Source organism: Streptomyces sp. 351MFTsu5.1, assembly GCF_000383655.1.
GTDB lineage: Bacteria > Actinomycetota > Actinomycetes > Streptomycetales > Streptomycetaceae > Streptomyces > Streptomyces griseorubiginosus.
This window is the reverse complement of record NZ_KB911789.1, coordinates 81,724-105,256: the sequence shown is the minus strand read 5'-3', so window position 1 is coordinate 105,256 and position 23,533 is coordinate 81,724. Positions and strand designations below refer to the sequence as shown.

Genomic DNA, 23,533 nt, shown 5'->3' with positions numbered 1-23,533 from the left:
TGGCGCGCTAGGTCGCCAGGTGTCGGACCTGGTCCCACAGGACCGGGTCCACCACTCCGGCCTTCCGGCGGAAGTCCCCGACCCGCACCTGACGCAGCTCGTTCGTCTCCAGGAAGCTCGCCCGGCCCCGCGCGTCGCCCACCGAGCCCGGCGGCAACGGGATCACCCCGGCCCGCTCGTCGTGGTACTTGCTGGTGATCTTCGCGACGGTGGCCCGCCGGCCGTGCACGGCCAGCACCAGACAGGGCCGGTCCTTGGCGCCCGACCCGTCCTCGTACGGCACCTGTGCCCACCAGATCTCCGCGGGCCGCGGCCGCGCCCCCGTCGTCCGCCCGGAAGGCCTGGTCGTACGGTCCGTCCGCCCTCTGGGCCGGTGCCCCCGCCCCCATCCGTCCACGAGCGTGGCGACGAGTCCGAGCAGTATCACCGCCGCGAGCGCGAGCCACCAGGACGTGTCCATGAGGACGACGGTACCGGCGCGCGATCAGCGCCGCGCGCCCTCTGCTCAAGCCGTTAGCGCGGTCACACTCCCTACGCGCCCTTGGTCCAGCCGAACCGGTGACAGCACAGGTGAGTTCGCCCACAACAGCCCTTGGCGGAGGAGCGACCAGAGGTTTTGCGCCTTACGCTCGACGAACCGCACGACCCCCGTCTCCTTCCCAGAAAAGTTTCCCGCCAGCGGAGGTTTCTGCTTTATGAAGCTCACCGTCGTCGGCTGCTCGGGGTCGTTCCCGTCCGCGGAATCGGCCTGCTCGAGCTACCTCGTCGAGGCCGACGGCTTCCGGCTGCTTCTCGACATGGGCAACGGTGCCCTTGGCGAGCTGCAGCGCCACTGCGGTCTCTACGACCTCGACGCGATCTTCCTCAGCCATCTGCACGCCGACCACTGCATCGACATGTGCGCGTACTTCGTCGCGCGCTACTACCGCCACGATGGCGGCCGCTGCGACCCCATCCCGGTCTACGGCCCCGAAGGCACCGAACACCGTCTGACCACGGCCTACGCCGACACCCCCACCGCCTCCTCCATGAGCGAGGTCTTCGACTTCCACACGGTCAAGCCGTCCACCTTCGACATAGGCCCCTTCACCGTCCACACGGAGCGGGTGGCCCACCCGGTGGAGGCGTACGGCATCCGCGTCGAGCACGGCGGCACGTCGCTCACGTACTCCGGCGACACCGGCCTCAGCCCCGCGCTCACCGAACTCGCCCGCGACACCGACCTGTTCCTGTGCGAGGCCGCCTTCACGCACGGCAAGGAGAACATCCCCGACCTGCACCTCAACGGCCGCGAGGCAGGAGAGACGGCGACCCGGGCAGGCGCCCGCCGCCTGGTCCTCACCCACATCCCCCCGTGGACCGACCCCCAGGTCAACCTCGCCGACGCGCGCGCGGTGTACGACGGCCCGGTGTCCCTGGCGGCGCCGAGACAGTCGTACGACATCTAGCCCCTACGACATGCGAAGGCCCCCGGAGAGGTTCAGGACTCCGGGGGCCTTCGCATGCGGCACGGCTGTTGCTACGCCTTGGTGAGATCCTCCAGCTCCTCCTCGGGCTCGCGGCCGGGGGTGGGGAGGTTGAACTTGACGATGGCGAAGCGGAAGACGACGTAGTAGATCGCGCCGAAGGCCAGGCCGACCGGGATCAGCAGCCAGGGCTTGGTGGAGATGCCCCAGTTGATGAAGACGTCGATGAAACCGGCCGAGAAGCTGAAGCCCATGTGCATGCCGAGCGCCCAGGTGACGGCCATCGAGATCGCGGTGAGGACCGCGTGGATGGCGTAGAGCACCGGCGCGATGAACATGAAGGTGAACTCGATCGGCTCGGTGACACCCGTGAAGAACGAGGTCAGGGCCATCGACATCATCATGCCCAGCACGGCCTTGCGGCGTTCGGGGCGGGCGGAGTGCGCGATTGCCAGAGCCGCGGCCGGGAGGCCGAACATCATGATCGGGAAGAAGCCGGTCATGAACAGGCCGGCGCTCGGGTCACCGGCGAAGAAGCGCGGCAGGTCGCCGTGGAACACGGTGCCGGCGGAGTTGGTGAAGTCGCCGATCTGGAACCACGCCACCGAGTTGACGAACTGGTGCATGCCGATCGGGATCAGCGCGCGGTTGATGAGACCGAAGAGGGCGGCGCCGAAGGAGCCGAGGCCGGTCATCCACTCACCGAAGTTGGTGATGACGTTGCCGATGGGCTCCCAGCCCAGGACGACCAGGAGACCGAGGACTGTGCCGAGGGCGGCCGTGATGATCGGAACGAGACGGCGGCCGTTGAAGAAGCCGAGCCAGTCGACGAGCTTCTTGCGGTGGTAGCGCTGCCACAGGACCGCCGTCAGCAGACCGAGGATGATCCCGCCGAGCACACCCGGGTTCTGGAAGCTCGCGGTCGTCGCGGCCTCCGTGCCCTTCTGCCAGAAGCCGCCGCCGAGGCCGGTCGCCGTGTAGGTCGCGCCCTCGTGCCCGTCCTTGATCGGGTACTGGTGGATCACCGCGTAGTAGGCGAGGAAGCCGACCACCGCGGCCAGCGCGGTCGAGCCGTCGGACTTCTTCGCGAAGCCGATGGCCACGCCTATGCAGAACAGCAGCGGCAGACCGAAGGAGCTGTCCAGCAGGGCACCGCCGGCACCGGCGAACACCTTCGCCACGTCGGCGTTGATGTGGAACCGCTCCTGCGAGTCCGGCTGCCCCAGACGCAGCAGGATGCCCGCCGCCGGCAGCACGGCGATCGGCAGCTGAAGGCTTCGGCCTACCTTCTGCAGGCCCTGGAACAGGCCTGATCCCCGCTTCTTCGCGGGTGGCGCCGTGGGCGCGGTGGCGGTGCTCATAACGCTTCCTCCATCGGGTGGTCTACACCACTCAGTGGTGTAGACCTGTTGTACACGATGGGGGCGTTATAAGGAACCCGTCAGTTTTGCAACCGGAGGACTACACCTTGGTGACGTCCTCGACCTCCTCCTCCGGCTCCCTGCCCGGCGTCCTGAGGTCGAACCGGGTGATCGCAAAACGGAACACCGCGTAGTAGACAGCCGCGAAACACAGCCCGATCGGCACGATCGCCCACGGCTTCGTCGCCAGGTTCCAGTTGATGACGTAGTCGATCAGACCCGCCGAGAAGCTGAACCCGTCATGCACCCCGAGCCCCCACGTCACCGCCATCGACACACCCGTCAGCACCGCATGCACCACGTACAGCAGCGGCGCGACGAACAGGAACGAGTACTCGATCGGCTCGGTGATCCCCGTCACGAACGAGGTCAGGGCCACCGACAGCATCAGCCCGCCGACCTCCTTGCGCCGCGCCGGCTTCGCGCAGTGCGTGATCGCCAACGCCGCCGCCGGCAGCGCGAACATCATGATCGGGAAGAACCCCGACAGGAACTGCCCCGCGTGCGGATCACCCGCCAGGAACATGTTGATGTCACCGTGCACCTCGGTGCCGTCCGGCTTCGTGTACGTCCCGAACTGGAACCAGATGGGCACGTTCAGGAACTGGTGCAACCCGATCACCAGCAACGCCCGGTTCGCCACCCCGAACAGCCCCGAACCCCACGCCCCCGCACCCCGCAACCAGTCGCTGAAGTTCTCCAGACCGTCACCGATCGGCGGCCACACCCACAGACACAGCGCCGCGAACACGATCGCCACGAACGCCATGATGATCGGCACGAGACGACGGCCGTTGAAGAAGCCCAGCCAGTCCACCAGCTTGGTGCGGTGGTACCGCTGCCAGAAGAACGCCGTCAGCAGCCCCATCACGATGCCGCCGAACACCCCGGGATTCTGGAACGTGAACGCCACCACCGTGTGATCGACCGTCGCCTGGCACCCGATGTTCGGCACCGCCTTCGCCCCGCTCGGACAGTCCTCCGGGAACTGCCGCAGCACCGTGAAGTAGACGAGGAACCCCGCCACCGCCGCCAGCGCCGTCGACCCGTCCGCCTTCTTCGCCATCCCGATGGCCACACCCACGCAGAACAGCAGCGGCAGCCCCAACTGACCGTCCAGCAGCGCCCCGCCCGCGCCCGCCATCACCTTGGACACCTTCGTCCAGCCCAGGCCGTCGTCCCCGAACACGTCCGGCTGGCCCAGCCGGTTCAGGATGCCCGCGGCCGGCAGCACGGCGATCGGCAGCTGAAGAGAGCGACCCATCTTCTGGAGCCCCTGGAACGCCGACTGCCACCGCCGACGCGCGGGAGAGATCTCGGTCTCGGGACTCGAAGGCTGACTCATGAGTTGGCTACCGCCTGTCAGGTGGTGTAGACCAGTCACGGACGATGGAGCTGCTGTCCCGTCATCCTTCGGTACGAACAGCTCAATCGCCCGTGAAGTTGGGCCAACTGCGCAGGAGGAGAACGACATGGCCACCAAGGCGGAGAAGATCGTCGCGGGACTCGGCGGCATCGACAACATCGACGAGATCGAGGGCTGCATCACACGCCTGCGCACCGAGGTCCACGACGCCTCCCGCGTCGACGAAGCCGCCCTCAAGGCCGCCGGCGCCCACGGAGTCGTCAAGATGGGCACCGCGATCCAGGTCGTCATCGGCACCGACGCCGACCCGATCGCCGCCGAGATCGAGGACATGATGTGAGCGGTCGCCGAGTGAGCTGAGCGCGCCGAGCCTTCACCCGTGAGGCCGATAGGCTCGGCCCATGTCTCGAATCGACGGCCGCACGCCCGAACAACTCCGCCCGGTCACCATCGAACGCGGCTGGAGCAAGCACGCCGAGGGCTCCGTCCTCGTCTCCTTCGGTGACACCAAGGTCTTCTGCACCGCCTCCGTCACCGAAGGCGTCCCTCGCTGGCGCAAGGGCAGCGGCGAGGGCTGGGTGACCGCCGAGTACTCCATGCTGCCCCGCGCCACCAACACCCGCGGCGACCGCGAATCCGTCCGCGGCAAGATCGGCGGCCGCACGCACGAGATCAGCCGCCTCATCGGCCGCTCCCTGCGCGCGGTCATCGACTACAAGGCGCTCGGCGAGAACACCATCGTCCTCGACTGCGACGTCCTCCAGGCCGACGGCGGCACCCGCACGGCGGCCATCACCGGCGCCTACGTCGCCCTCGCCGACGCCGTCGCCTGGGCCCAGGGCAAGAAGCTCGTCAAGCCCGGCCGCAAGCCCCTGACCGGAACCGTCAGCGCCGTCTCCGTCGGCATCGTCGGCGGAGTCCCCCTCCTCGACCTGCGCTACGAGGAGGACGTGCGCGCCGACACCGACATGAACGTCGTCTGCACCGGCGACGGCCGCTTCGTCGAGATCCAGGGCACCGCCGAGGCCGAGCCCTTCGCCCGCGAGGAGCTCAACTCCCTCCTCGACCTCGCCGTCCTGGGCTGCACAGAGCTCGCCGCCCTCCAGACCAAGGCGCTCGACAGCGTCCTCGAAAGGTAAAGGAAACGCCAAGAACAGTGGCCGGTCCGGGCAACCCGACCGGCCGCACCGGCGTCTTCAGCAGTACGGACAACGGGGGGCCTCCTGAGGCCTGACCAAAGGAGGAGAAGAACCATGGCCGCGAGCCCACGCCGCCGAAATCGCCGTCTCACCATCGCCGCCGCAGTGGCCGCCGCGGGACTCACCCTCGGCCTGACCACCGGCTGCGACGCCGTCAGCAAGGCACTGGACTGCGTCCAGACCGCCGAGACCGTCGCCGACAGCGTCACCGACCTCCAGCAGGCCGTCGAGAACGCCTCCAACGACCCCACCCAGATCGACGAGGCCCTCGCCTCCATCGACCAGAACCTCGACGAGATCGGCGACAAGACCGACAACGCCGACGTCAACAAAGCGGTCGACGACCTCAACTCGGCCGTCTCCAACGTCCGTACGGCCGTCAAGAACGGCGACCAGACCCCCGACCTCAGCCCCGTCACGGACGCGGCCGGCGAACTGACCAAGGTCTGCACGCCGTAATACTGGGGGCATGACCCGCCTGATCCTCGCCACCCGCAACGCCGGGAAAATCACCGAGCTCCACGCGATCCTCGCCGACGCAGGCCTGCCGTTCGACCTCGTCGGCGCGGACGCGTACCCCGAGATCCCGGACGTCAAGGAAACCGGCGTCACCTTCGCCGAGAACGCCCTGCTCAAGGCCCACGCGTTGGCCCAGGCCACGGGTCTGCCGGCAGTGGCCGACGACTCGGGCCTCTGCGTGGACGTCCTGAACGGCGCCCCCGGCATCTTCTCGGCCCGCTGGTCGGGCCGGCACGGAGACGACAAGGCCAACCTCGACCTCCTCCTGGCCCAGCTCTCCGACATCGCCGACGAACACCGGGCCGCCCACTTCGCCTGCGCGGCGGCACTGGCGCTGCCGGACGGCACGGAGCGCGTGGTCGAGGGCCGCCTGCGAGGCACCCTCCGCCACACTCCGACGGGCACGAACGGCTTCGGCTACGACCCGATCCTCCAGCCGGACGGCGAGAGCCGGACCTGCGCCGAGCTGACAGCGGAGCAGAAGAACGCGATCAGCCACCGGGGGCAGGCGTTCCGGGCGTTGGTGCCGGTGGTGCGGGAGTTGTTGGGCTGACGGACGCACGAAAACGGCCTGCGCATCGACACTTCGATTCGCAGGCCGTTGGTGTGCGGCGGAAGGGATTCGAACCCTCAAGCCCGATCAAGGGCCACAGATCCTAAGTCTGCTGCGTCGCCATTGCGCCACCGCCGCTAGCCGCCTGTCATGCTACCGGGAGTCGATCGCCCCCTGTTGCCTCCCCTGCGCCAGGTACTGGTGATCGCGTGACAGTTGGGGCACAGCAGCCGCAGATTCTCGCGACGGTTGTCGTGCCACTCACCGTTGACGTGATCGATCTGCAAGGTGATTGGCTGCTCTGGTCACTCACCCGTGTTTCGCGCGACGCGGCAGCTTCAGCGATAGCGGCATCCGGGTACTTGCGCCAAGGGCTGCGCTTGACGAAGTGGCTGGTGTCGAGTCCGTGTGCCGCAACTCTCTCCTGCAGTACGCGCCGTTGGCCTCCGCTCGTCTTGAGGCCGAGCCGCCGCATGAGATCGGTCCAGTTGCGCGCCTCGGCTACGAGTGACGAAAGTCGTTCCTTGCTGTACGAGTTCTGCACGTCCAATACCCCCCTGGCGTCGGCCACACGTTCGCGTTCTCGCACGGAGTAACGAACCGCTTATCGGACAGTCACGCCCGAAATGTAAAGCGGCCCGCACCAGGCAAACCGGTGCGGGCCGTTCGGGAGGGGGCCGGTCAGATGGCCAGGTCCTTGATGATCTTTGCCACGTGGCCCGTCGCTCGGACGTTGTACAGGGCCCGTTCGACCTTGCCCTCCTCGTCCACGATCACCGTGGAGCGGATGACGCCCATGTACGTCTTGCCGTAGTTCTTCTTCTCGCCGTACGCGCCGTAGGCCTCCGTCACGGACTTCTCCGGGTCCGCGAGGAGGGTGACCTTGAGGGACTCCTTGTCGCGGAACTTCGCCAGCTTCTCCGGGGTGTCCGGGGAGATGCCGATGACGTCGTAGCCCGCGCCCGCCAGCACCTCCAGGTTGTCCGTGAAGTCGCAGGCCTGCTTCGTGCAGCCGGGGGTCAGGGCGGCCGGGTAGAAGTAGACGATGACCTTGCGGCCCTTGTGGGCGGAGAGGGACACGTCGTTGCCGTCGGCGTCGGGCAGGGTGAAGGCGGGGGCCACGTCCCCGGGCTGGAGTCGCTCGCTCATTGGGTCAGCGTAACCGGGGGTCCTGACAGTGCGGTCGCCCACGGAACTGACAGACTGTCCAGGACACGTACGAAGCGACTTCGGAGGGCCTGCCGTGGCGGACACGTCGGACATCAGAACCCCGGCGCAGATCGAGGCGGACATCAAGCGCCGCCGCGAGGTGCTGGCCGAGACCCTCGACGAGATCGGGGTGCGGGTGCACCCGAAGACGATCGTCGGGGACGCCAAGGCCAAGGTGGTCTCCAACATCGACCACACGCTCGGACGGGCCTACGTCTCCGTCAACAAGGCCGTCACCGAGGTGAAGGCCCAGTTCGTGGACGAGGAGGGCTCGCCCCGCCTCGAACGCGTCGTGCCCGTCGCCCTTGTCGCCGTGGGACTCGTGGGGCTCCTGGCCCTCGGTGCCCGGCGCCGCAAGGGCTGACCCGGCCGCGTACCCGGGCGTCGAGGACAGGTAGGTTCAGTGCCGTGAGCGCCAAGAGAAACGACACCCCGCACGACAAGCTGCCCATCCGGATGCTGCACGACCGTGTGCTCGTGCGGCAGGAGAACGGTGAGGGCGAGCGACGGTCGGGCGGCGGCATCCTCATCCCGGCCACCGCGGCCGTGGGGCGGCGACTGGCCTGGGCCGAGGTCGTCGCCGTGGGGCAGAACGTACGGACGGTGGAGCCGGGCGACCGTGTGCTCTACGACCCCGAGGACCGCGCCGAGGTCGAGGTGAGGGGCGTCGGGTACGTCCTCATGCGGGAGCGTGATCTGCACGCGGTGGCGGCCGACCGGTTCGAGGGTTCCGAGGACTCGACCGGCCTGTACCTGTAATACGGCGGTACCTGTAATACGACGGCGAAAGGGGCCGGTGACCATCGTCACCGGCCCCTTTCGCCGTTTCCTTGCTACCTTCGAAGGAGCCCGACGAGACGCGCCGTACCGGGAGAGTCGTACGGACTCTGGGAAAGACGACGCACCCCGCAGTCAGCCTGTCGTCTCGGAGGTGCCTCTCATGGCCTGGGTCCTGCTCGTCGTCGCCGGTCTGCTCGAAGTGGGCTGGTCGATCGGGATGAAGTACACCGAGGGATTCACCCGGCTCGTGCCCAGCGTCCTCACCGGCGCCGGAATCGTCGCCAGCATGATCCTGCTGTCGTACGCCGCGAAGTCCCTGCCCATCGGTACCGCCTACGGCGTCTGGGTCGGGATCGGGGCGGCCGGTGCGGCGGTGCTCGGCATGGTGGTGCTGGGGGAGCCGGTCACCGCCGCGCGGATCTTCTTCGTGTGTCTCCTGCTGGTCGCCGTGGTGGGGCTGAAGGCGACCTCAGGTCACTGACACCCGGTCCCTCCGACCCCGGCGGCGCGTCACTCCTCGCGGGTGCCGAGGATCGCCGGGTTCTGGCCGCCGGTCGCCGCGCCGCCGCTCGGCGAGTCCCCGTTCGCGCCCCCGGCCGCGTCCCCCGTCGTGCCGCCGTCGGTGGTGCCGCCGGACGTGTCCCCGGTGGTGCCGCCGGTCGCGCCCCCGTCGGTCGTCGTACCGTCGGTGGCGCCGCCCGTCGTGTCGCCGCCGGTCGTGGTGCCGCCGTTGTCCTGGCCCTGGGTCTGCCCCTGGGACTGGCCCTGCGTCGGCCCCTGGGTCGCGCCCCCGTCGTCCTGGCCGCCGGTGTCGCCGCCGGTCGTGGTGCCGCCGTTGTCCTGGCCCTCGGTGGACGGCTCGACGGGGGCCTGGGTGCTGGGGGCCTGGTTCTCGGCGCCCGGCTGGAGCTCCAGGTCGAAGTCGGCGTCCGGCTTCCCCTTGAGGGCGGCCTTGGTGTACTGCGCCCAGATCTGGGCGGGCGGACCGCCGCCGTTGACGCGCTGGAGGCCGAGCGCGCCGTACAGCGACTTGTGGGCGGCGGTCACCGGGTCCTGGCCCATCACGGAGACGACCGTGGCGAGCTGGGGGGTGTAGCCCGCGAACCAGGCCGCAGTGTCCTCCTCGGCGGTGCCGGTCTTGCCCGCGGCGGGGCGGCCGGCGGCCTGGGCGGCGGTGGCGGTGCCGTTCTGGACGACGCTCTGCAGGACCGAGGTGGTGGTGTCGGCGGCCTCGCGGCTGATGGCCTGGCGGGTCTTCTGCGCGGGCAGCGGGACGGTCTCCTCGCCGTTGGTGATCTTGTCGATCATCGTGAACGTGCCGTGCCTGCCGTGGTTGGCGAGGGTCGCGTAGGCCTCCGCCATGTCGAGGACGCTCGCGGTGTTCACGCCGAGGGCGATGGACGGGGTCGCCGTCAGGTCGGGGGTGTCGGCCGGGATGCCCATGGCGATCGCGGTCTGCTTGACCTTGTCGGAGCCGACGTCGACGGCCATCTGCGCGTACACCGAGTTGACGGACTTGTCGGTGGCCTCGCGGACGGTGATCTCGCCGTAGGAGCCCTGGTCCTCGTTCTCGGGGGCGTAGCTGCCGCCGCTCCAGCCCACGACCGGACGCTTGTTGGTGCCGTCGTAGTACGTGTTCGGGGTGATCGTCTGACCGTCCTGCGTCTCGGAGCCGTTCTGGACGGCCGCGGCGAGGACGATGGGCTTGAAGATGGAGCCGACCTGGAAGTCGCCGCGGGTCGCGCCGTTCGTGTACTGCTTGACGTAGTCGATGCCGCCGTACATCGCGACGAGCCTGCCGGTCTTCGGGTCGACGGAGGCGCCGCCCGCGCGGACGTAGGTGTCGGCCTTGTTGTCCTTCTTGTCGAGCTTGTCGATCACCTGGTCGTTCACCGCCTTCACGAAGGCGTTCTGCTTGCTCTTGTCCAGGGTGGTGGTGATGCGGTAACCGCCCGCCTCCAGCTGGTCCTTGGTGAGGATCTTGTTGGTGATGATGTAGTCCTCGACCGCGTCCCTGATGTAGCCGCGCTGCCCGGACAGCCCGGTGGAGACGGTCTGCTCCTTCGGCATCGGGAACTTCAGGCCGGTGCGCGCCGACTGGGCGAGCCAGCCCTTCTTGACCATGCCGTCCAGGACGTAGTTCCAGCGGGCCTCGGCCGCACCCTTGTTCTCGGGGTGGGCGACGACGTCGTACTCGCTCGGCGCGTTGACCAGCGCGGCGAGGTAGGCGGCGTGGGCCGGGTCGAGGTCGACGGCGTCCTGGCCGTAGTAGGCCTGGGCGGCGGCCTGGATGCCGTAGGCGTTGCGGCCGAAGTAGCTGGTGTTGAGGTAGCCCTCGAGGATCTCGTCCTTGGACTTCTCGCGGTCCAGCTTGATCGAGATGAAGAACTCCTTGGCCTTGCGGGTGACCGTCTGCTCCTGGGCCAGGTAGTAGTTCTTCACGTACTGCTGGGTGATCGTGGAGCCGGACTGCTTGCCCTTGCCGGTCGCGGTGTTCCAGCCGGCCCGCAGCATGGCCTTCGGGTCGATCGCGGACTCGGTGTAGAAGTCGCGGTCCTCGGCGGCGAGGACGGCGTGCTGGGCGTCCTTGGAGACCTGCGAGAGGGAGACGTTCTCGCGGTTGACCTCGCCGTCGCGGGCGAGCTGGCTGCCATCGGCGTACAGGTAGACGTTGGACTGCTTGGTGGCGAGCGCGTTGGCCGGCGGGATCTTGACCATGGAGTAGCCGAGATAGAACAGCCCGGCCAGGACCAGCAGCCCGAGGACGAAGGTGCCCAGCACCATGCGCCAGGTCGGGATCAGCCGTCGCCACCCCGTGCGCTTGGGCCGCTTGGCCTTCTTCTCCCCGCCGGGCTCTTCAACCGTCTGTGGGTCTCTCGGTGCCCAGCCCTCGGTCGGCTGCTGCGGCTGGTCGCTCATGTCGTGCACGGACTCCTGATTTCGCGTCGTACGTTCCCGTACGACCTCGTACGCCTTCTGCGCCCCCTGTTGAAGACTCTCGCACCATCCGTTCCGTTCCCGGATATGGCGCGCGTCTCGCCCGGAAAATGGGTGGCCCGCCCCGCCACCTGCGCACTAGGCTCCTGCGCTTCGGTGTCGGCGGGCCGAGGAGGGCTGTGGATGTGGGTTCGGGGCGGTTGTACGCGGCCGTCGCGGCGGGTGGATTCCGACGGTACGCGACGTACCGGGCGGCGACGCTCGCCGGGGTGTTCACCAACACCGTCTTCGGTGTGATCTTGGTCTACACGTACCTCGCGCTGTGGGACGAGAAGCCCCATCTCGGGGGATACGACCAGACGCAGGCGGTCACCTATGTGTGGCTGGGGCAGTGCCTCTACTCGACGCTGGCCATCCAGGGCGGCGGTGCCGAGAAGGACCTGATGGACCGCATCCGCACGGGCGAGATCGCGGTCGACCTGTACCGGCCGGCCGACCTCCAACTGTGGTGGCTGGCGAGCGACTTGGGTCGGTCCCTGTTCCAGCTGATGGGGCGCGGCGTGATCCCCTTCGCCTTCGGGGCGCTGTTCTTCCCGATGGCGCTGCCCACGGACGTCACCTCCTGGGCCGCCCTGCTGGTGGCGCTGCTGCTCGCGATGGTCGTCAGTTTCGGGATCCGGTACCTCGCGGCCCTGAGCGCGTTCTGGCTGCTGGACGGCCAGGGCATCTCGCAGGCCGTGATGATCCTCGGGGTCTTCTGCTCGGGCATGGTCTTCCCGCTGAACGCCTTCCCGGGCGTCCTCGGCGACATCGTGCGGGCCCTGCCCTGGGCGGCGCAGCTCCAGATGCCGGCGGACGTGCTGATGGGCAAGACGGACCCGCTCGGCGCGTACGCCTTCCAGGCGGTGTGGGCGGTGGTGCTGCTGGCGGCCGGGCGGCTGCTCCAGCAGGCGGCGACGCGGCGGGTGGTGGTGCAGGGTGGCTGAGCTGACGGCAGGGACCGAGGTGGTCCGGGGTTCCCGGCTGGGCGAGGGGCTCCGGGCGTACCGGCTGATCGCGGGCATGTGGATCCGTTCCGCGATGACCTACCGCACCTCCTTCGTCGTCACGGTGTGCGGCAACCTGGCGGTGACGGGCCTGGACTTCGTCGGGATCCTGCTCATGTTCTCGCAGGTCGACGCTTTGGGTGGCTGGCGGCTGCCCGAGATCGCCTTCCTCTACGGCCTCTCGGTGACCGCCTTCGGGATCGCCGACCTGGTGCTCGGCTCGATGGACGTGCTGGGCTCCCGGATCCGCGACGGCTCCTTCGACACCCTGCTGGTGCGGCCCGCGCCGGTGCTCGCGCAGATCGGCGCGGACCACTTCGCGGTGCGCCGCCTGGGCCGGATCACCCAGGGCACGGTGGTGCTGGTGTGGGCGCTGGCCTCGGTGGACGTCGACTGGAGCGCGGCGAAGGTGCTGCTGGTGCCGGTGATGGTGCTCTGCGGAGCGGTGATCTTCTGCGCGGTCTTCGTGGCGGGCGCGGCCTTCCAGATCTTCGCGCAGGACGCGGCGGAGGTGCAGAACGCGTTCACGTACGGCGGTACGACGCTGCTCCAGTACCCGCCGACCGTGTTCGGGAAGGACTTCGTGCGGGGTGTGACCTTCATGTTCCCGCTCGCCTTCGTCAACTGGGTGCCCGCCTGCTACGTGCTGGGCCGGCCCTATCCGCTGGACCTGCCGGAGTGGGCGGCCTTCGCGCCGCCGCTGGTGGCCGCGGTGTGCTGTGGACTGGCCGGTCTCGCGTGGCGGGCGGGGCTCGGTTCGTATCGGAGTACGGGGAGTTAGTGGTGGAGGCGGAAGTGGACGTGGCGGTGGACGAGACAGGGGACGCGGCGGCGGACGGGGCGGCGGACGGGGCGGTGGACGCCTTCATCGAACTCGACCGGGTCGAGAAGGTCTTCGACGTACGCAAGAAGACCGGCTTCCTGAAACGGGAGCGGCGTCAGGTGCGGGCGGTCGACTCGATCTCCTTCACCGTGGCGCGCGGCGAGATGGTCGGGTACATCGGCCCGAACGGCGCCGGCAAGTCGACGACGATCAAGATGCTGACGGGCATCCTGACCCCGTCCGGCGGCCGGCTGCGGGTGGCCGGCATCGACCCGTCCCGCGAACGCACCCGCCTCGCCCACCGCATCGGGGTCGTCTTCGGACAACGGACCACGCTCTGGTGGGACCTCCCGCTGATCGACTCCTACAAGCTGATGCACCGCATGTACCGCATCCCGGACGCCCGTTACCGCGAGAACCTGGACCGCTGCGTCGAACTCCTCGAACTGGCCGACCTGTTGGACGTCCCGGTACGGCAGCTCTCGCTCGGCCAGCGGATGCGGGGCGACATCGCGGCGGCCCTGCTGCACGACCCCGAGGTGCTGTACCTGGACGAGCCGACCATCGGCCTCGACGTCATCTCCAAGGCCAAGGTGCGGGGATTCCTGCGGGAGTTGAACACCGAGCGCGGCACGACGGTGCTGCTGACCACCCACGACCTCCAGGACATCGAGCAGCTCTGCTCGCGCGTGATGGTCATCGACCACGGGCGCCTCATGTACGACGGCCCGCTGGCCGGCCTGCACGAGGTGGGCGAGAGCGAGCGGACCCTGGTGGTCGACCTGGAGCGGGAGTTGCCGCCGATCGACGCGGCTCCCGCCCGCGTGGTGAGGGTGGAGGGGCCCCGGCAGTGGCTGGCGTTCCCGGCGTCCGAGTCGGCGGCGGCGCTGGTGGCGCGGGTCGCGGCGGAGTACCCGCTGGTCGACCTGTCGGTGCGGGAGCCGGACATCGAGGCGGTGATCGCGAAGATGTACGCCGGGGAAGCGGAGAAAGCGGTGTCGTAGCCGTGGGCGGTCTCGTAGCCGTGGGGTGAGGTACCTCGTAGGCTGCCCTGTATGACGGAGGAACTCCCGGAGTTGCGTGCTGCCGACGCCGATCGTGAGCGGGTCGCCGAGGTCCTGCGGGACGCCCTCGCCGAGGGGCGGCTCGACATGGAGGAGTTCGAGGAGCGCCTGGAGGCGACGTACAAGGCGCGTACGTACGGCGAACTCGCCCCGATCACCCGGGACCTGCCGGTCGGCCAGGTGACCGCTCCCCGGGTCGACATGGTCAAGCGGCCCGAGCCGGACGGGAGTTGGGCCTCCCGGATCGTCGGCGGCGAGGGGTCCTCCACATGGTCCGTCGCCGTGATGTCCGGGTTCCAGCGCAAAGGGCGCTGGACCGTGCCCCGGCGCTTCAACTGCTTCGCCTTCTGGGGCGGCGGGGAGATCGATCTGCGCGACGCGAACTTCGCCGACCGCGAGGTCGAGATCAACTGCGTGGCGATCATGGGCGGCGTGGAGGTGATCGTCCCGCCGGGTGTCGAGGTCGTGGTGCGCGGGATCGGGATCATGGGCGGGTTCGACCACCGCGAGGAGGGCGTGCCGGGTGAGCCGGGGGCACCTCGCGTGATCGTGACCGGGTTCGCGTTCTGGGGCGGTGTCGGGGTCGAGCGCAAGCTGAGGAAGGCGGATCGCCTGCGGCTGCGGGAGGAGCGGCGACAGGCGCGGCGCGAGCTGAGGGAGGGGCGTCGGCGGGGGAGGGGCTGAGCGGTTCGTCGTCGGGTGCGAGCAGGTGGGGGCTGGTCGCGCAGTTCCCCGCGCCCCTGGAAAAGCCCTCACCTGCCCCCACTCACAAGCGTGCCGCCGTCGACCCCTTCAGGTACTCCAGGTCGAACGCGTCCGCCATCCGCTCGTACCCCCGGTCGTTGGGGTGGAGCCGGTCTCCCGAGTCGTACATCGTGCGCAGGGTGCGCGGGTCGTACGGGTCCCTGACCGCCTTGTCGAAGTCGACCACCGCGTCGTAGACCCGCCCCGCCCTGATCTCCGCGTTGACGGTCTGGCGGACGCCCTCGCGGGCCTTGGTCCAGCCGTGGCGGTCGCCGAACGGCATGAGGGTGCCGCCGACGACCCTGATGCCGTGGGCGTGGGCCTGGCGGACCAGGTCGCGCAGGCCGGCGAGGAGCTTGTCGGCGTCGACGGTCCCCGGGGTGCGGAGGATGTCGTTGATGCCGAGGTCGATGACGACGACCTTGACGCCGGGGCGCTCCAGCACGTCCCGCCGGAAGCGGTGGATACCGGCCTGGTTCTCCGGCGGGCGGGCGTCCACGAGGACCCGGTTGCCGCCGATCCCCTCGTTGACGACGCTGTAGCGGGGGAGGTCCTGCCCGGCCGCGAGGGCCGCGCGCAGGCGCCGGTTCAGATAGTCCGGCCAGCGGTTGTTCGCGTCGGCCGTGGAGTCCTTGCCGTCGGTGAGGGAGTCCCCGAAGGTGACCACCGTGCCGTCCGCCTCACGGCTGAGGACGTCCAGCGCGGTCAGGTAGCGCCAGCGGTCGACCCGTTCGGTGAACGCCGTGCCGGTCGTGTCCCCCGTCAGGTCGCCCTCTCCGGAGTACGACGTCTGCCGGGCCCACGGGTGGTAGGTGACCGGTCCGGACAGGGTGGGGGAGTAGGTGGTGACCAGGACGTCGGCGCCCGCCGGGACGGCGAGCGGGACGGCGTCGCTGAGCACCTGTCCGCCGGCCGGGATGACGACCGTGGTGCTGCCGGCGAACGTCAGCCGTCGCAGGGTGCCCGCGTTCGCCGCGGCGGTCTTGTGACCGGCGGCGAGGGCGATGGACGCGTGGGTGAGGGTCAGCGCTGTCCGGCCGTAGAGATTGGACAGCGTGATGCGGGCACTCGTACCGCCGACACTGGTGTGCACGACGTTGCGGACGGAGCGGCCCGCCAGGCCCTCGGTCGCGGTGCCGGGTTCGGCGCCGACGGGGGAGGCCGCCCAGGTGCCGACCCAGGTGCCGGCGGCGGCGGGCGCGGCGGCGGGGCGCGAGGGCCCGGAACCGGACAGTGCGGTCCGGTCCCTGGTGCCGGCGTCGGCCGCCACTCCGACGTAGATGGCGATGGACAGGGCCACGATCACTGCGGTGATCGCGGCGAGCAGGGCGTAACCATGACGCCGTGTCATGTGGTGCTGTTCTCCTCAGGAGATGGGAGCCCGGGGCTCCGATCTGATGAGTTCATGATGAGGCATAACGCTGAGGACAAAAGACGAGACCCCCTCCGGTTCCCCCGTCCGGACAGACGCGGGGAACTCTTGTTCCGTTCCAGGAGTCGGTCAGGAAGGGACAATGTGTGAGGGATCACCGAACGGGTGGAGCGGATGGAACGTACGGAACCTGAGCAAAAAGGACCAGCTGGCGGGGAGCGGTCCGCCCCGGCGGCCGGGGCTGGGGCTGGGGCTGGGGCTGTGAACGGTGCCGGCCCTGTTTCCGCCGTACGCGCGATGAACACCTTCAGCGCCGCGGACGAGGAGAAGCAGCGCGGAGTGCGCCGGATGAAGCTCACCGCGCTCGGGCTGCTGCTGTTCGTGGCCCTGGTGTACGCGCTGGCGAAGTGGGCGGACAGCTCCGGGGCCGGTCCGTGGGCCGGTTACGTCGCCGCGGCCGCCGAAGCGGGCATGGTCGGCGCGATGGCCGACTGGTTCGCCGTCACCGCCCTGTTCCGCCACCCGCTCGGCCTGCCCATCCCGCACACCGCGATCATCCCCACCAAGAAGGACCAGCTGGGGGTGTCGCTGGGAGAGTTCGTCGGCGAGAACTTCCTCTCCGAGGACGTCGTACGGCAGCGGTTGCGGGCCGTGGGCATCGGCAGCCGGCTGGGGACCTGGCTGGCCGATCCCGAGCACGCCGACCGGGTCACCGCGGAGCTGTCGGCGGCCCTCAGGGGCGCGCTGACCGTCCTGCGGGACTCCGACGTCCAGGCCGTGGTCGGGGAGGCGATCACCCGGCGGGCCGACGCCCAGGAGATCGCGCCCGGCATCGGGAAGATGCTGGAGAAGGTCGTCGCCGACGGCGGGCACCGGCGGGTCGTCGACCTGGTCGTGGCCCGGGCCCACGACTGGCTCGTGCTGCACGACGCGCAGGTCATGCACGCCGTACAGGGCGGCGCGCCCGGCTGGACCCCGCGGTTCGTCGACAAGAAGGTCGGCGAGCGGGTCTACAAGGAGCTGCTGCGGTTCGTGACCGAGATGCGGGACATGCCGTCCCATCCGGCCCGCGGGGCCCTGGACCGGTTCCTGACCGACTTCGCCTCCGACCTCCAGTCCGACACCGACACCCGCGCGCGGGTCGAGCGGCTCAAGGGCGAGGTGCTGGGGCGCGGCGAGGTCCAGGACCTGATCGCGTCCGCGTGGACCGCCGTACGGTCGATGATCGTCGCCGCCGCCGAGGACGAGCGCAGCGAGCTGCGGCTGCGGGTGCGGGCGTCCCTGCTGTCGCTGGGGGCGCGGATGGCCGTCGATCCCAAGGTGCAGGCGAAGGTCGACCGGTGGGTGGAGGGGGCCGCGGTGTACGTGGTCACCACCTACCGGCGGGAGATCACCTCCCTGATCACGGACACGGTCGCCGGGTGGGACGCGGAGCACACGACCCGGAAGATCGAGGCGAACATCGGGCGCGACCTGCAGTTCATCCGGATCAACGGCACGGTGGTGGGGTCGTTGGTGGGGTTGCTGATCTATACGGTGACTCGGGTGTTCGGGGCGTGAAGGGGGCTCGGTGGCGCTCTGGGCAAGGGTGTCTCGGGGGTGTGAGGTGGTCGGCCTAGGAATCGGGGGCCGGGGCACCCGGGAGGGGTTCGCTCGCTGAGGAGGGAGCCCTTCCGTGACCACCGCCCAAGCCGACACCGGCCGCACCGTGACGACCGACATCCCCGCCAGACTCGACCGGCTGCCCTGGTCCCGCTGGCACTGGACCATCGTCATCGGACTCGGCACCGTATGGATCCTCGACGGCCTGGAGGTCACGGTCGTCGGCAACATCGCGAGCCGGTTGTCGGAGCCGGGAAGCGGACTGTCGATCTCCTCCGGGCAGGTCACCGGCGTCGCGGCGGCCCTGTACGTGGCGGGCGCCTGCGTGGGGGCGCTGTTCTGGGGGCGGCTGACCGACAAATGGGGCCGCAAGAAGCTGTTCATGATCACGCTGGCCGTGTACCTGGCGGCCACCGCGCTGACGTCGATCTCCTTCGACGCCTGGTGGTTCTTCCTGTTCCGCTTCCTCACCGGGTTCGGCATCGGCGGCGAGTACGCGGCGATCAACTCCGCGATCGACGAGCTGATCCCGGCGAAGTACCGGGGCCGGGTCGACCTCATGATCAACGGAAGCTTCTGGCTCGGGGCCGTTGGTGGCTCGCTGCTGTCGATCTTCGCGCTGAACACGGACTTCTTCGCGGCGAACGTGGGCTGGCGGCTGACGTTCGCGCTGGGTGCCGTGCTGGCCCTGGTGATCCTTCTCGTACGGCGGCATGTGCCGGAGAGTCCGCGGTGGCTGCTGATCCACGGGCGGGACGAGGAGGCCGAGCGGATCGTGACGTCGATCGAGTCGCGGGTGGAGGAGGAACGGGGGAGTGCCCTGCCGCGGGCCGAGGGTGAGATCACGATCCACCAGCGGCGGAGCGTGACGTTCGTGGAGATCGCGCGGACGGTGTTCTCCGACTACCGGCGGCGGGCGGTGCTGGGGTTCTCGCTGTTCATCGGGCAGGCGTTCCTCTACAACGCGATCACGTTCGGGTTCGGTGCGATCCTCACGACGTTCTTCGATGTGCCGACCGGGGACACGGGGTACTACTTCGCGGTCATCGCGGTCGGCAACTTCTTCGGGCCGCTGCTGTTGGGGAAGCTGTTCGACACGGTGGGGCGGCGGGTGATGATCTCGTCGACGTATCTGCTGTCCGGGGTGCTGCTGTTCGGGACGGCGTGGCTGTTCGACCGCGGGTCGTTGAGTGCGACGTCCATGACGGCGTGCTGGTGCGCGGTGCTGTTCTTCGCGTCGGCGGGGGCGTCGAGTGCCTACCTCACGGTGTCCGAGGTGTTCCCGATGGAGACGCGGGCGATGTCGATCGCGTTCTTCTACGCGCTGGGCACGGCGGCGGGCGGTATCAGCGGGCCGCTGCTGTTCGCGGACCTGACGAGTACGGGGAAGGTCGGGGACACGGTGCTGGCGTTCCAGATCGGGGCGGGGCTGATGTGTGCGGCGGGGTTGGTGGCGGCGTTCTTGGCTGTGCGGGCGGAGAGGCGGTCGCTGGAGGATGTGGCGAAGCCGTTGACTGCGGTGGAGTGAGTTGTTGGTCGTCTGCGGCTGGGTGGGGGCGGGCGTTTTGCGCAGTTCCCCGCGCCCCTGGGGGCCTGCGGCGGCCCGTTCCTGTCCGGTGGGGGGCGTGCGTAGCGCATGCGGTCCGGTGGGTGGGTCGGTGCCGGGGTGGGGGGTATCCGTCCTCGGTCCGGCGCCTCGGTCTCTTTCCCAGGGCCCGGTTCCGGACGCCGGCCGCTGCGGGCGGACACCCCCCACCCCGTCCCCTTCACGCCGTACGCGGCCAACCGTCCGGTGGGGGCGGGCGCGCAGGCGCGGACGGCTGACGGTCCCGTCATGGCGCAGGCAGACTGCAACTCCCTAGGGGCGCGGGGAACTGCGCGACAAGCCACGACGGACCTTGAGCCGCCCGACAAGCGAACCCGGCACACCCCTAGGCGCCCGGCCCAAGCCCAGCGCAGCGGGGGCGCGGGGAACTGCGCGACCAGCCACGACGCACCTCAAGCCGCCCAACAACCGAACCCGGCACCCCCTCAGGCGCTCACCCCCGCCGATCCGCCACCGCCCACGAAGCCAGTCCCACCGCCCCCGCCACACCAAACACCGCAGGCCACGCACCGCCCTTCTTGGCCAGTGGATGGGACCCGGCGAAGGCGACGACATACGCGGCTGTCAGCGCACCAGCGGCACGTCCGCCCGCCCGCTCCCGCCACTGCCGTGCCGCCGCCGCCCCGGCGACGGCCAGCACCGCCCCGCCCAGCGGCCGCTTCTTCGTCCACCGCGCAACGCCATACCCGCCGACGAGCCCGCCCGCCGCGACCACCGCACTGGGAACCTTCACCATGTCTGCCTCCTAGGTCGACGTCCCGTCGAGGCTAGCCCCGGACCAGGAACATCCCCCGAACCTGAGTCAGGGCTTGTCAAGTTTCCTCGCTCCGAGCTATATAAGAAGGCGTAGGGCATCGCACCGGGAATCGGTGGAAAGGAGATGGACTGTGATGCTCATGCGCACCGACCCCTTCCGTGAGTTCGACCGACTCGCGCAGCAGGTGTTCGGCTCGACCGCCCGCCCCAGCGCGATGGCGATGGACGCATACCGGTCGGGGGACGACTTCGTCGTCCACTTCGACCTCCCCGGCATCGACCCCGAGACGATCGAGCTGGACGTGGAGCGCAACGTCCTGAACGTCCGGGCCGAACGCCGCGGCCCCGCCCCCGAGGGCGCGGAGATGATCGTCGCCGAACGGCCCACGGGCACGTTCACCCGTCAGCTCTTCCTCGGCGACACCCTCGACACCGAGCGCATCGACGCCTCGTACGACGCCGGAGTGCTGACCTTGCGGATCCCCGTCGCCGAACAGGCCAAGCCCCGCCGTATCCAGATCAGCGGCGGCGGCAGCGGCCCCCGGCAGATCAGCGGCTGACCACCCCACGCGACCGAGGACCGGGCGCCCCGCGGACCGGTACGGGCCGGTACGGACGGTCTGTACCGCCGTGGGGTGCCCGGTGCAACGACCCCCAGGAGAGCTGTACATGAGCGCGAACCGACCCAGCTGGACCGCCCTCGTCGAGGCGGTGCGGGAGGCCGGACAGTACGCGACGAGAGCGGAGGCCGAACACGTCACGCACGTCGTCCTGTCCGCTCTGGGCGACCATGTCACCGGCGAGGAACGCGTCGGCCTCGCCCGCGCCCTGCCCGAGGAGGCGGCCCGGGTCATCGCCTCCCGCATCCCCCTCAACAGGCCCCTGTCCGCGGCGGAGTTCGTGGACGCGGTGGCCGCCCGCATCGAGGGCGCGACCCCGGCGACGGCCCGCTGGCACGTCAGCTCGGTGCTGAGCGTGCTGCCTGGGCTGGTGGGCGACGAACCGGTGGACCGCGTCCTCGCCCAACTGCCGTCCGGCTACGCCCTGTTGTTCGGCAAGGCGGAACTGGTCCTCACGGCCTGACACCCCCGCCCGCGCGTGCCGCGGCCCGCAGCCGCATCTCCGACACGTACCCGGAGGCCACGGCAAGCCCGGCCGCGGCAAGCGCGAAACCGACGGCGGCGGGGGAGACGTACCCGGGAACCTCCCCGGCCCGGTAGCTGTCGCCGTCGTCGGTCTCGCAGACGAAGTCGAGGGGCAGGAAGCTCGCCGAGTAGTCGACGACCCGGGCGGCGCGTGCGTCGGCACGGCACGGCACGATCGGCGACGAATCCGCCCCGCCGTCCTCGGCCTCCAGGATCGCCCCGCCCACGTGCAGCAGTCCCCACGCGTACAAGGCGGCCGCCACCGCTCCCGCCAGCGCGGCGAATCCGAGGAGAGCTGCGGGGAGTTGCGCACGGCGGACGAACCAGTCGGCGACGCGGCCACCTCCGTAGCCGAGGAGCGCGCAGGCGGCCCCCGCGAATACCAGCATGAGCAGCGGAACCAAGAGGATCACGCGTCGGCCCCCGTCCGATCGTCCGAACCCGTCGGAACGAGGCCGGCCCCACCCCGCATGAGTCTCAGATCCTCACCCCACGCGTCCAGCACCTCCCCGAGCCCTGCCCGCCGGGCGTACGCCTCAACGCGCGCGAAGACACTTCGCTGGACGGCCACGTCACCGGTCGAGGAGATCCGCCCGACCGCCTCCAGCAGCGCTCCCGTGTCCCAACCGGGCAGCGGGTACCGGGTCAGTTCCCACTCCAGATACTTGTTGTAGGGCCTCGGGCGCCGATCGAGGGTGAACAGCAGCTCCAGCAGGAACCGGACGCTGTCCGCCGCGTCGAGGCGGGCGGCCAGGTGCTGACCGTCGCGGTCGTTCTTCAGTGACCGGTAGAGGGAGTTGGCGTAGGCGTCGAGCAGGTCCCCGGCTTCCCGGAACGCCTCGTCGGCGTCGAGCCGCCCCTTCTCGGCCAGCAGCCGGGCGATGCCGGTGCCTCCGTCGAGACGGTCGAGGACCACGTGGGCCCGGGCGAGGGCGTAGCGCTCGAAGCCGGGCATGCCGGCGGCCCGGAACCCGGCGAGCGGCAGGACGATGACGTCGAGTGTGGGCGAACGATGCCCCTGGAGCCGGGAGAGCTCCGTCGTCGCCCCGTCGGCGACCACCACGTACAGGTCGTGGTCGGAGTGCTCGGTCGCCATCCCGTCGTGGGCCCGCGACCCCTTGAGGACCAGCCCTACGACGGAGGGTTCGGCCTCGGCGAGAGCGACCAACGTGTCGTAGGAAAGGGGACGTTCAGAGTCCATCGGGTGATCTCCGTTGCGGTGGCCGGGGGTTTCGGGAACACCTGCCGGGCGGTTCCGCACCGTAGCCCCCAACCGGGCCTGTTCCCAACGGAATTCGTCCCGCCACGACCCTCGCCCCCCGTCACACCTCGTCGAGCAGCGCCGCCAGCCCCTGGTCGAGATGCGGGTCCAGGTTCTCGGTGCCGGGCGCGACGACGTCGTAGGAACGCAGCAGGAAGCGGCGGAGCGTGGTCGTGCTGAAGCGGATCACGGCGAGGCCCAGCGGGGAGTGGAACTCGATGACCGTTCTCGCCCAGCCGCACGGCCGTATCCGTACGTCCCCCTCCCCGGCCGGTGTTTCGAGCCCCTCCTCCAGGAGGGTCCGCCCGAACATCCAGGTCACGCCCTGGCCGTCGGCCGAGACGTGCGCGGGGAAGTCGATGTGCACCGCGAAGGGTTCGGCGGTGCTGTAGCGCAGCGTGGGGCGGATCGGGAGTTCCGGGTGCTCGGAGCTGAGCAGACGGGCGCGGACGGTCTGTCGGAGCGTGGTGAGGCGCATGGGGAGGTCTCCGGTCCTGCTCGATGTCGGTTGTGAGTCGGTTGCCCTGTCGAGTCGCAGGTGTGCCGGTTCATTACGCCGAGACCGGAGGCTTCCTTGTGATCTGAATCACGGCCGGAACTGAATGCTTGAAAATTTTGTCATCTACGCTGACAAACCCGTCCGCGCCCCCCATTGCCGGGAACT

At 69.7% G+C, this 23,533-nt stretch carries 26 protein-coding genes, 1 tRNA gene and 1 riboswitch; of the genes, 16 read left to right on the top strand and 11 right to left on the bottom strand.

The genetic code is table 11. From position 1 onward, the window contains the following. Positions 1 to 7 precede the first annotated feature (7 nt). On the bottom strand, positions 8 to 460 hold the full coding sequence (locus H295_RS0129640; protein ID WP_020138974.1) for a type II toxin-antitoxin system PemK/MazF family toxin: 453 nt from the start codon (positions 458 to 460) through the stop codon (positions 8 to 10). Positions 461 to 695: 235 nt separating this feature from the next. Between H295_RS0129640 and H295_RS0129635 the strand changes: the two genes are divergently transcribed. Next, positions 696 to 1,448, top strand: a complete 753-nt coding sequence (locus H295_RS0129635; RefSeq protein ID WP_020138973.1) for an MBL fold metallo-hydrolase — start codon at positions 696 to 698, stop codon at positions 1,446 to 1,448. Between the two features lie 71 nt (positions 1,449 to 1,519). On the opposite strand, the gene H295_RS0129630 is transcribed toward H295_RS0129635, so the two are convergent. Both H295_RS0129630 and H295_RS0129625 read right to left on the bottom strand, forming a co-directional pair. Further along, the gene (locus H295_RS0129630; protein ID WP_020138972.1) at positions 1,520 to 2,827 is read right to left on the bottom strand and encodes a PTS transporter subunit EIIC; all 1,308 of its coding nucleotides are present in this window, start codon (positions 2,825 to 2,827) and stop codon (positions 1,520 to 1,522) included. A 100-nt stretch (positions 2,828 to 2,927) separates the two neighbouring features. Next, on the bottom strand, positions 2,928 to 4,232 hold the full coding sequence (locus H295_RS0129625; protein ID WP_043218153.1) for a PTS transporter subunit EIIC: 1,305 nt from the start codon (positions 4,230 to 4,232) through the stop codon (positions 2,928 to 2,930). Between H295_RS0129625 and H295_RS48435 the strand changes: the two genes are divergently transcribed. The 4 genes from H295_RS48435 to rdgB all read left to right on the top strand — a co-directional run bounded on the left by H295_RS48435 (position 4,231) and on the right by rdgB (position 6,524). After that, a complete protein-coding gene (locus H295_RS48435; protein ID WP_267974097.1) occupies positions 4,231 to 4,593 on the top strand; it encodes a PTS glucose/sucrose transporter subunit IIB in 363 nt (120 codons plus the stop codon). The genes H295_RS0129625 and H295_RS48435 overlap by 2 nt on opposite strands. A gap of 61 nt (positions 4,594 to 4,654) precedes the next feature. Further along, a complete protein-coding gene (gene rph / locus H295_RS0129615; protein ID WP_020138969.1) occupies positions 4,655 to 5,392 on the top strand; it encodes a ribonuclease PH in 738 nt (245 codons plus the stop codon). 114 nt (positions 5,393 to 5,506) lie between these two features. Beyond that, positions 5,507 to 5,911 carry a hypothetical protein gene (locus tag H295_RS0129610; RefSeq protein WP_020138968.1) on the top strand — a complete coding sequence of 135 codons (405 nt, stop codon included), beginning with the start codon at positions 5,507 to 5,509 and terminating at the stop codon, positions 5,909 to 5,911. 10 nt (positions 5,912 to 5,921) lie between these two features. Beyond that, on the top strand, positions 5,922 to 6,524 hold the full coding sequence (rdgB, locus tag H295_RS0129605) for an RdgB/HAM1 family non-canonical purine NTP pyrophosphatase (RefSeq protein WP_020138967.1): 603 nt from the start codon (positions 5,922 to 5,924) through the stop codon (positions 6,522 to 6,524). Positions 6,525 to 6,578: 54 nt separating this feature from the next. On the opposite strand, the gene H295_RS0129595 is transcribed toward rdgB, so the two are convergent. Continuing rightward, positions 6,579 to 6,662 (bottom strand) — tRNA-Leu (locus H295_RS0129595). Positions 6,663 to 7,205: 543 nt separating this feature from the next. After that, positions 7,206 to 7,673, bottom strand: a complete 468-nt coding sequence (gene bcp / locus H295_RS0129590; protein ID WP_020138966.1) for a thioredoxin-dependent thiol peroxidase — start codon at positions 7,671 to 7,673, stop codon at positions 7,206 to 7,208. 94 nt (positions 7,674 to 7,767) lie between these two features. On the opposite strand from bcp, the gene H295_RS0129585 reads away from it, so the two are divergent. The 3 genes from H295_RS0129585 to sugE all read left to right on the top strand — a co-directional run bounded on the left by H295_RS0129585 (position 7,768) and on the right by sugE (position 8,994). Continuing rightward, positions 7,768 to 8,097 (top strand): DUF3618 domain-containing protein, encoded by a 330-nt coding sequence (locus H295_RS0129585; protein WP_020138965.1) that lies wholly within the window; start codon positions 7,768 to 7,770, stop codon positions 8,095 to 8,097. Positions 8,098 to 8,141: 44 nt separating this feature from the next. Next, positions 8,142 to 8,492: a GroES family chaperonin gene (locus H295_RS0129580; protein ID WP_020138964.1), complete on the top strand. Its 351-nt coding sequence runs from the start codon at positions 8,142 to 8,144 to the stop codon at positions 8,490 to 8,492. 63 nt (positions 8,493 to 8,555) lie between these two features. After that, positions 8,556 to 8,639, top strand: a riboswitch (guanidine-III (ykkC-III) riboswitch). A gap of 34 nt (positions 8,640 to 8,673) precedes the next feature. Beyond that, positions 8,674 to 8,994: a quaternary ammonium compound efflux SMR transporter SugE gene (gene sugE / locus H295_RS0129575; RefSeq protein WP_020138963.1), complete on the top strand. Its 321-nt coding sequence runs from the start codon at positions 8,674 to 8,676 to the stop codon at positions 8,992 to 8,994. A gap of 29 nt (positions 8,995 to 9,023) precedes the next feature. On the opposite strand, the gene H295_RS43670 is transcribed toward sugE, so the two are convergent. Beyond that, positions 9,024 to 11,432, bottom strand: coding sequence for a transglycosylase domain-containing protein (locus H295_RS43670; protein ID WP_020138962.1), 2,409 nt, complete (start codon positions 11,430 to 11,432; stop codon positions 9,024 to 9,026). A gap of 203 nt (positions 11,433 to 11,635) precedes the next feature. Between H295_RS43670 and H295_RS0129565 the strand changes: the two genes are divergently transcribed. From H295_RS0129565 to H295_RS0129550, 4 genes are all read left to right on the top strand, one after another. Next, positions 11,636 to 12,436, top strand: a complete 801-nt coding sequence (locus tag H295_RS0129565; RefSeq protein ID WP_028809866.1) for an ABC transporter permease — start codon at positions 11,636 to 11,638, stop codon at positions 12,434 to 12,436. 76 nt (positions 12,437 to 12,512) lie between these two features. Continuing rightward, a complete protein-coding gene (locus H295_RS0129560; protein WP_051135632.1) occupies positions 12,513 to 13,277 on the top strand; it encodes an ABC transporter permease in 765 nt (254 codons plus the stop codon). A 26-nt stretch (positions 13,278 to 13,303) separates the two neighbouring features. After that, complete coding sequence (locus H295_RS0129555) at positions 13,304 to 14,323, top strand: ABC transporter ATP-binding protein (RefSeq protein WP_199788633.1); 1,020 nt, start codon at positions 13,304 to 13,306, stop codon at positions 14,321 to 14,323. A gap of 51 nt (positions 14,324 to 14,374) precedes the next feature. After that, complete coding sequence (locus H295_RS0129550; RefSeq protein WP_020138958.1) at positions 14,375 to 15,067, top strand: DUF1707 SHOCT-like domain-containing protein; 693 nt, start codon at positions 14,375 to 14,377, stop codon at positions 15,065 to 15,067. A gap of 82 nt (positions 15,068 to 15,149) precedes the next feature. Here the strand turns inward: H295_RS0129550 and H295_RS0129545 are convergent, their stop codons facing one another. Then, a complete protein-coding gene (locus tag H295_RS0129545; RefSeq protein WP_020138957.1) occupies positions 15,150 to 16,478 on the bottom strand; it encodes an SGNH/GDSL hydrolase family protein in 1,329 nt (442 codons plus the stop codon). A gap of 195 nt (positions 16,479 to 16,673) precedes the next feature. On the opposite strand from H295_RS0129545, the gene H295_RS0129540 reads away from it, so the two are divergent. Further along, the gene (locus H295_RS0129540) at positions 16,674 to 18,059 is read left to right on the top strand and encodes a DUF445 domain-containing protein (RefSeq protein WP_043218180.1); all 1,386 of its coding nucleotides are present in this window, start codon (positions 16,674 to 16,676) and stop codon (positions 18,057 to 18,059) included. Positions 18,060 to 18,174: 115 nt separating this feature from the next. Further along, entirely contained in the window at positions 18,175 to 19,629 is a 1,455-nt protein-coding gene (locus tag H295_RS0129535; protein ID WP_020138955.1) for an MFS transporter, read from the top strand. 511 nt (positions 19,630 to 20,140) lie between these two features. Here H295_RS0129535 and H295_RS0129530 read toward each other — a convergent pair. Further along, complete coding sequence (locus H295_RS0129530) at positions 20,141 to 20,443, bottom strand: hypothetical protein (protein ID WP_020138954.1); 303 nt, start codon at positions 20,441 to 20,443, stop codon at positions 20,141 to 20,143. Positions 20,444 to 20,597: 154 nt separating this feature from the next. On the opposite strand from H295_RS0129530, the gene H295_RS0129525 reads away from it, so the two are divergent. Together H295_RS0129525 and H295_RS0129520 are read left to right on the top strand one after the other, a co-directional pair. Further along, complete coding sequence (locus tag H295_RS0129525) at positions 20,598 to 21,023, top strand: Hsp20/alpha crystallin family protein (protein WP_020138953.1); 426 nt, start codon at positions 20,598 to 20,600, stop codon at positions 21,021 to 21,023. A 109-nt stretch (positions 21,024 to 21,132) separates the two neighbouring features. After that, positions 21,133 to 21,546, top strand: a complete 414-nt coding sequence (locus H295_RS0129520) for a DUF2267 domain-containing protein (protein ID WP_020138952.1) — start codon at positions 21,133 to 21,135, stop codon at positions 21,544 to 21,546. Here H295_RS0129520 and H295_RS0129515 read toward each other — a convergent pair. The 3 genes from H295_RS0129515 to H295_RS0129505 form a co-directional block, all read right to left on the bottom strand. After that, positions 21,536 to 22,021: a hypothetical protein gene (locus H295_RS0129515; protein WP_020138951.1), complete on the bottom strand. Its 486-nt coding sequence runs from the start codon at positions 22,019 to 22,021 to the stop codon at positions 21,536 to 21,538. The two genes, H295_RS0129520 and H295_RS0129515, sit on opposite strands and share 11 nt — an antisense overlap. Beyond that, complete coding sequence (locus H295_RS43665) at positions 22,018 to 22,809, bottom strand: hypothetical protein (protein ID WP_020138950.1); 792 nt, start codon at positions 22,807 to 22,809, stop codon at positions 22,018 to 22,020. The genes H295_RS0129515 and H295_RS43665 overlap by 4 nt, the downstream gene beginning before the upstream one ends. Positions 22,810 to 22,930: 121 nt before the next feature. Then, positions 22,931 to 23,347 carry an SsgA family sporulation/cell division regulator gene (locus tag H295_RS0129505; RefSeq protein WP_020138949.1) on the bottom strand — a complete coding sequence of 139 codons (417 nt, stop codon included), beginning with the start codon at positions 23,345 to 23,347 and terminating at the stop codon, positions 22,931 to 22,933. Positions 23,348 to 23,533: the final 186 nt, after the last annotated feature.

Bases quoted from the DNA above. Each gene is read 5' to 3' on its own strand.
- H295_RS0129525 (WP_020138953.1), top strand. From the start codon at position 20,598: ATGCTCATGCGCACCGACCCCTTCCGTGAGTTCGACCGACTCGCGCAG.
- H295_RS0129540 (WP_043218180.1), top strand. From the start codon at position 16,674: ATGGAACGTACGGAACCTGAGCAAAAAGGACCAGCTGGCGGGGAGCGG.
- H295_RS0129520 (WP_020138952.1), top strand. From the start codon at position 21,133: ATGAGCGCGAACCGACCCAGCTGGACCGCCCTCGTCGAGGCGGTGCGG.
- bcp (WP_020138966.1), bottom strand. From the start codon at position 7,673: ATGAGCGAGCGACTCCAGCCCGGGGACGTGGCCCCCGCCTTCACCCTG.
- H295_RS43665 (WP_020138950.1), bottom strand. From the start codon at position 22,809: ATGGACTCTGAACGTCCCCTTTCCTACGACACGTTGGTCGCTCTCGCC.
- rdgB (WP_020138967.1), top strand. From the start codon at position 5,922: ATGACCCGCCTGATCCTCGCCACCCGCAACGCCGGGAAAATCACCGAG.
- H295_RS0129640 (WP_020138974.1), bottom strand. From the start codon at position 460: ATGGACACGTCCTGGTGGCTCGCGCTCGCGGCGGTGATACTGCTCGGA.
- H295_RS0129630 (WP_020138972.1), bottom strand. From the start codon at position 2,827: ATGAGCACCGCCACCGCGCCCACGGCGCCACCCGCGAAGAAGCGGGGA.
- H295_RS43670 (WP_020138962.1), bottom strand. From the start codon at position 11,432: ATGAGCGACCAGCCGCAGCAGCCGACCGAGGGCTGGGCACCGAGAGAC.
- H295_RS0129550 (WP_020138958.1), top strand. From the start codon at position 14,375: ATGACGGAGGAACTCCCGGAGTTGCGTGCTGCCGACGCCGATCGTGAG.
- H295_RS0129625 (WP_043218153.1), bottom strand. From the start codon at position 4,232: ATGAGTCAGCCTTCGAGTCCCGAGACCGAGATCTCTCCCGCGCGTCGG.
- sugE (WP_020138963.1), top strand. From the start codon at position 8,674: ATGGCCTGGGTCCTGCTCGTCGTCGCCGGTCTGCTCGAAGTGGGCTGG.
- H295_RS0129530 (WP_020138954.1), bottom strand. From the start codon at position 20,443: ATGGTGAAGGTTCCCAGTGCGGTGGTCGCGGCGGGCGGGCTCGTCGGC.
- H295_RS48435 (WP_267974097.1), top strand. From the start codon at position 4,231: ATGAGTTGGCTACCGCCTGTCAGGTGGTGTAGACCAGTCACGGACGAT.
- H295_RS0129560 (WP_051135632.1), top strand. From the start codon at position 12,513: ATGTGGATCCGTTCCGCGATGACCTACCGCACCTCCTTCGTCGTCACG.
- H295_RS0129610 (WP_020138968.1), top strand. From the start codon at position 5,507: ATGGCCGCGAGCCCACGCCGCCGAAATCGCCGTCTCACCATCGCCGCC.
- rph (WP_020138969.1), top strand. From the start codon at position 4,655: ATGTCTCGAATCGACGGCCGCACGCCCGAACAACTCCGCCCGGTCACC.
- H295_RS0129505 (WP_020138949.1), bottom strand. From the start codon at position 23,347: ATGCGCCTCACCACGCTCCGACAGACCGTCCGCGCCCGTCTGCTCAGC.
- H295_RS0129545 (WP_020138957.1), bottom strand. From the start codon at position 16,478: ATGACACGGCGTCATGGTTACGCCCTGCTCGCCGCGATCACCGCAGTG.
- H295_RS0129635 (WP_020138973.1), top strand. From the start codon at position 696: ATGAAGCTCACCGTCGTCGGCTGCTCGGGGTCGTTCCCGTCCGCGGAA.